Raw genomic sequence first — 5,637 nt, forward strand, 5'->3', positions numbered from 1 at the left:
CGGATCGTCGACGCGGATAGCCCGTGTACTCGGCGACAAGCCGTGCACTCGGCGGAGAGGCGGGGGGGAGAGGGGAGGCGTGGAGGCGCGGAGGGGTCCCGGGGTCAGCGGCGGACGCGGGCGCGGGTCTTCGCGACGCTCGCGAGAGTCGCCCGCACCGGGGTTCCGAGGTAGAGGCCGAGCGAGGCGCCGGACGCCAGACCGATGCCGATCACTGCGGCGTCGATGAGCGATCCACCGGCGACCAGCATCCCCGTGGACGTCCCGGTGGCGTGCACCATCTCGAGCAGGCCCTGGAACACGGCGACACCGGGAACGAGGGGCACGATCGCCGCCGTCGTGACCGCGACCGACGGGACGTGCAGGTTGCGGGCGATGAGCATCCCGAGGAAGCTCGCGAGCAGAGCGCCGACCGCGCTCGCCGCAGCCGGGTGCAGGTTCAGCGCCACCGAACCCGAGTAGCCCGCGAGGGTCACCGCACTGAGCAGCGCGCTCACCAGGATGATGCGGATGCCGGCGCCGTTGAACACCGCGACGGCGATCGCGATGATGATCGCGCCGACGAACTGGTTCAGGATCGGGCCGAACGGTGCCGGGTCGTCGGGGAGGTCCATGGTGAACCCCAGGACGCTCCCGAGTTCCAGGCCGACGAGGATGCCGATCACCACACCGAGGGTCTGCATCGTGAGGTCGAGGATGCGTCCGCCGGCGGTGAGCGCGAAGCCGTCGATCGCATCCTGTGCCGCGCCCACCACGGTGAGACCGGCCAGCATCAGCACGATGCCCGAGGCGACGATGATCGACGGACGGATTCCGACGAACGGCTCGATCCCCGCCGAGCCCAGCGCCGAGACGACGACCGCCACGACGGTGGTCACGAACCCTCCGGCGATCTGGCTGAAGAACAGCGGCACCCGGAGCCGGGCGAGACCCGCCTGGGTCAGGGCCGCGCACAGGGCGGCGACGAACGTGAGTCCGACGATGATCGGGGAGGCGCCGAGCATGATGCTTACGCCGACGGCGAGCAGGGCTCGGGCGACGATCACGACCGGCTGCTGATAGCGGAACGGGACCCGGCGGATCGCTCGGAAGGTCGTGCGGGCGGATTCGAGGTCGAGCCCACCGTCGATGTCGGCGACCAGGGCCTGCACCCGCTGCAGCTTCGCGTGATCGGGGGCGGTGACCCGCACGACGCGCACCAGCGTCTCGGGCCAGACCTCGCCGCTCAGGTGGAACGACACCGTGATCGAGTTGTAGGTGACGTCGACCTGCACGCCCTTCATCCCGTACGCATCGCAGACGCGGGTGATGGCCAACGTCACCTCATGGGCCGAGGCGCCGACCGCGAACATCGACTCCCCGATCCTCGTCGCCAGGTCGAGCACCCGGGGCACCGTGCGCTCGTCGATGACGGGCAGGACCTCGGTGTGCGCGACCGTGGAGGGGTCGGTGTGCAGCAGGCGGCGCACAGCGGAGAGCAGCGGCCGGCGGGGTGTCGCGGACATATCGTCCATTCTCCCGGACGAGGGCCGCCGATCGAGGTGATCGAAGGCTCTGCTTTCGACGCGGATGCCGAATACCGTGCGGATCGTCGCTCCTGCAACCCCTGCGGCGCGCGCTTAGCGCACCCTTGCGGCGGCTGTAAAGGGGAGCGCGCTGTGGACGGTGCGCACGTATCGTTCCAGAGTGCCGAACTCCGCCCGACCCGATCACGACGTCCTCTGGGCCTGCGTCGAGGAGGGCTTCCATGTCGGAAGCCGCCGCGGCGACTTCCTCGGATACATCGACAGGCAACCGGACGGAGGGTATCGCGCGTTCGATGCCCGGTCACGGCCCCAGGGCGACTTCCCGACGTTGCCGGCGGCCACGGCCGCGGTGGAACAGCTGATGGTCGAGTCGTCGCCCGAGTTCCATGACGGTGAGCAGGGGGTGGCGTTGTGAGCACGAAAGCCGACACCGGTCTGGTCTCGCTGGTCTACACCAGCACTGCTTCCCAGCCGTTCCGTGAATCCGCACTCGAGCAGCTCCTCACCGTGTGCCGGCGTCTCAACGATGGGCGTGCCATAACCGGCATGCTCCTTCATCGAGACGGGCGCTTCATCCAGGTGCTGGAGGGGCATCCGGAGACCGTCGCGGACCTCGTCGACGTCATCCGCAACGACTCCCGACACCACGACCTGCGCGTGCTCATGCAGGAGTCGATCGCCGAGCGCCGCTTCTCGGACTGGACCATGGGGTACCGGGTGTTGCATCGCGGCGAGAGGCGCCCCGAGGGGTACCGGGACTCGTTCGCCGACCTGGACGCCGGCTCAGACGTGGACACCCTCGTCCGGGCGCTGACCGAGCTCACCCTCTGGTTCCGGGTGCGCGCGGGGGATCGGTCGGTCACTGCCGAAGCTGTGGCGAGTCCGGGGCGGTTCGGCGAAGCGAGCGCCTGAACGATCACCAGCGGGCGCGAGCGTGCGCCCGCCGCGGCCTCAGTCCTGCGCGAAGATCTCGGGGTGCGCGCCGATGAGCTCGGCCTGCTCCGTCCACGAGAGGCCCACGATGCTCAGCACCACGCGGACGACGGTGGAGTCGGCATCGGTCGTGGTGAGCCGCAGCTCGCGCAGCGTCGCCCGCGCCGTCTCCTCGATGAGGAAGGCGAGCAGCTCGGCCGGCATGTCTCCGCGGAACGCCCCGGATTCCACCCCGGTCCTCGTCAGATCGCGGATTCGTCGGCGCAGCGGTGCCAGGGCGAGCACGGTGTCGGTCAGATGAGCATCATCGAGGGCGATGTTGGCCGAAGCACGCACGGCCGAGGCCTCCCGCCACAGCCGCGTCGCCATCCGCGCCAGCGTGACGCGGGGGTCGGATTCGTCGGTCGCCTCGGCGATCGCGTTGAACCGCTGCGCACCGACGGCGATCACCTCGCGCAGCAGGCTGTCGCGGTCGGCGAAGTGGCCGTAGACGGAGCGCCGCGTGAGGCCGGCGGCCTGTGCGATCACATCGAGCGATGCCGTGGGGTTGGTCGCGAGCACCGACTGCGCCGCGCGCAGCAGGGCCTCGCGGTTGGCGAGCGCATCGCGCCGACGCCGGGGATTCGGTGCGGTCACTTCATGGTCCTTTCGCGGAGACACAGGAGTCACGACATCAACTTGGTCGACGCGAGTGCGTCGACGAGCTTGCGGTTGTACGTCATCAACGGGCGACGGAGCACGAGACCGAGGAGCAGCGCGGGGATGATGAACAGCGCGAGCGCGCCCAGCGACCACCAGAAATCGCCCTGGTAGACGCCGGCGATCGCCGATCGCACCATGTTCACGGCGTAGGTCGCGGGCAGGAACGGGCTGATGCTCTGGAACCAGTCGGGCAGCAGCTGCAGCGGATACGCGCCGCCCGAACCCGAGATCTGGATCACCAGGAGCAGCACGGAGAGCGCCTTGCCCGCGTTGCCGAACGCGACCACGGCCGTGTAGACGATGAGGGTGAACACGGTCGAGATCACCCACCCGGCCAGGATCAGCAGGAGCGGATGCGCGGGTTCGACCTGGACGAAGAGGATCAGCCCGAGCGTCAGCAGCGTGCTCTGTGCGAGTCCGACTAGGCCGAAGATGCCGTAGCGGCCGAGATACTTCTGCGTCGGGGTGAGTTCGGGGCGATCGGGGAGCGTCTCGGCGTTCACGTCGACGCGGATCGTCACGGTCATCAGCAGCGCACCCACCCAGAGGGCCAGGATCATGTACAGCGGCGCCATGGCCGCGCCGAAACCGGCCACCGGGAACACCGCGGTGCGGTCCACGCGCACGGGTTCGGCGAGGGACGTGGCGAGCACGCCGGGGTCGGCGCCCATCAGCTCACTGAGATCGCCGGTGTCCGCGGCCTTCGTCATCGCCTGCTGCACGGTGTCGAACCGGTCGGCCAACGAGTTCAGCGATGCCGACAGCTGCGTCGTGGCCTCCTGTGCGCGCGAAAGGGTCGACTGCACGGAATCGGATGCTCCGGAGAGGCTGGACGTGATGCCGGAGAGGTCGGAGCGGATCGCCGAGACGTCGGAGCCGATCTGCGTGAGGGTCGACGAGAGGGAGTTCAGCTGTGCCTTCAGCCCGTTGTCGTACGTGCTCCGTGCATCCGTCATCGCCTTCTTCGCCGCGGCGATCGCGGCGGTGATCTCCTGATGCGAGCTCTGCGCCGAGTCGTTGCCGGCCGCGATCTCGGTCGCCGCGGTCTGGAGGCGCTCCTGCAGGGCCTGCTGCCGGGCGATGGCCTCATCGAGCCGACTGATCACGGCGTCGAAGTCGGGCTGCGCGGATTCGGGAAGGTTCGGCCCGACCTCCGCCTCCAGGGTGTTCTTGACCGCGGAGTACTGGTCGATCTGCTGCTGCACGCGGTCCGCGAGCGTGGTGATCGCCTGCACCTGGCTGCCGCTGAGCGAGTCGGCCCCGGCGTACAGTTCGTCGATGCGCTGACCGACGGCGTCGTAGCTACTCGCCGTCGCCGCGAGCGCATCCGTCAGGGACTGGGCGGCCGTCTGCAGGGTCGACTTCAGTGTGCCCGCCGCGTCCACCCCGCTGCCGAGTGCGCCGGAGGTGTCGGTGAACGCGTCGCCGGCCGAGCCGACCAGGCCCGAGGCGCTGTCGAGCAGGGGCCGGCTCGCCTCGAGCAGAGCCGTGAAGGTGTCGGCCGTGTGCGCCCCGGACCGCAGCTGATCGCCCACGCTCCCGAGGCGGGCCTCGATGCGGGTGAGTGCGGCCTGCGTGTCTTCATCCGTGAGGTAGTCCGACATCGACGAGACGAGGCCGAGAGCCACGTCACCGAGCGTCTCGGCGAAGGTGCTGCTGATGGCGGACGAGACCCCTTCCGCACCTTGTCCGGTGATCTTCGGCGCCAGCGCGTTCTTCTTCTCGTTCGTGTAGAGCGCGATGTGCGTGCGGTCGCCGCCGTCGGCGTAGAACGTCAGCATGTCGGCGCTGAACGTCTCGGGCAGGACGATCGCGGCGTAGTACTCGCCGGACTTCGTCCCGTCGATCGCGTCGTGCTCATCGGTGATGACCCAGTCGAGCTGGTCGTTCCCGCGCAGCTGGGAGAGGACCTGTTCGCCGACGTTCACGCGGATCGGCACGAGGTCGCTCTCGTACCCGGCGTCGGTGCTCGCGACCGCGATCTTCAGATCCTTCGTGTTCGCGAACGGATCCCAGCTGGCGATGACGTTGAACCAGGTGAACAGCGACGGGATGACGACGAGGCCGAACAGGACGATGCACGCCATCACGTTCTGGGTCGCGTGCCGCACGTCGCGGGCCGTCAGGTGCAGGATGTCCCTCATGCGCGGTCCTCTCCTTCTGCGGTCCGGTGTTCGTCTTCGTCGGTGAGTGGATCTTCGTCCGCGAGATCTTCTTCTGTCTGCTCGGCGTCGGTCTGCTCGGCGGTCTGCCCGGCATCCGGTCCGATGCGGGGTTCCGTCTCCGGCCCTGTCTCCGTCTCCGTCGCCGTCTCCGGGTACGGCTGCGTGTCCGGCTCCGGCTCGAACCACTCGGTGAGCAGGGCATCGGCCTCGGCGCCGGCGGCCGGAGCATCCGGAGCATCCGGGGCCTCGGGCGCCTCCGCCTCGGTCGTGGCGACCGGTGCGTACCGGACCGTGCCGAGCGGCCCCTCCGC

Annotated in this window: 5 protein-coding genes and 1 pseudogene; 2 read left to right on the plus strand and 4 right to left on the minus strand. The window is 69.3% G+C overall.

Going from position 1 to position 5,637, the window contains the following annotated elements; all coding sequences use genetic code 11:
• Positions 1 to 104 precede the first annotated feature (104 nt).
• Positions 105 to 1,505, minus strand: coding sequence for a threonine/serine exporter family protein (locus ACNPM4_RS03855; protein WP_262001477.1), 1,401 nt, complete (start codon positions 1,503 to 1,505; stop codon positions 105 to 107).
• A gap of 181 nt (positions 1,506 to 1,686) precedes the next feature.
• On the opposite strand from ACNPM4_RS03855, the gene ACNPM4_RS03860 reads away from it, so the two are divergent.
• Together ACNPM4_RS03860 and ACNPM4_RS03865 are read left to right on the plus strand one after the other, a co-directional pair.
• Positions 1,687 to 1,941 (plus strand): hypothetical protein, encoded by a 255-nt coding sequence (locus tag ACNPM4_RS03860; RefSeq protein WP_105710589.1) that lies wholly within the window; start codon positions 1,687 to 1,689, stop codon positions 1,939 to 1,941.
• A complete protein-coding gene (locus ACNPM4_RS03865) occupies positions 1,938 to 2,438 on the plus strand; it encodes a BLUF domain-containing protein (RefSeq protein WP_448984752.1) in 501 nt (166 codons plus the stop codon). Before ACNPM4_RS03860 ends, ACNPM4_RS03865 begins: the two co-directional genes overlap by 4 nt.
• 39 nt (positions 2,439 to 2,477) lie before the next feature.
• Here the strand turns inward: ACNPM4_RS03865 and ACNPM4_RS03870 are convergent, their stop codons facing one another.
• From ACNPM4_RS03870 to ACNPM4_RS03880, 3 genes and pseudogenes are all read right to left on the minus strand, one after another.
• The gene (locus tag ACNPM4_RS03870; RefSeq protein ID WP_091028706.1) at positions 2,478 to 3,095 is read right to left on the minus strand and encodes a TetR/AcrR family transcriptional regulator; all 618 of its coding nucleotides are present in this window, start codon (positions 3,093 to 3,095) and stop codon (positions 2,478 to 2,480) included.
• A 29-nt stretch (positions 3,096 to 3,124) separates the two neighbouring features.
• Positions 3,125 to 5,305 (minus strand): YhgE/Pip domain-containing protein, encoded by a 2,181-nt coding sequence (locus tag ACNPM4_RS03875; protein ID WP_448984753.1) that lies wholly within the window; start codon positions 5,303 to 5,305, stop codon positions 3,125 to 3,127.
• Positions 5,302 to 5,637 (minus strand): annotated as a pseudogene (locus tag ACNPM4_RS03880) (hypothetical protein); the annotation flags it as partial. The gene ACNPM4_RS03875 and the pseudogene ACNPM4_RS03880, both read right to left, overlap by 4 nt.

It is taken from the genome of Microbacterium umsixpiens, assembly GCF_053543675.1.

Coding starts and splice junctions, on each gene's coding strand:
- ACNPM4_RS03875 (WP_448984753.1), bottom strand. CDS start 5,305: ATGAGGGACATCCTGCACCTGACGGCCCGCGACGTGCGGCACGCGACC.
- ACNPM4_RS03855 (WP_262001477.1), bottom strand. CDS start 1,505: ATGTCCGCGACACCCCGCCGGCCGCTGCTCTCCGCTGTGCGCCGCCTG.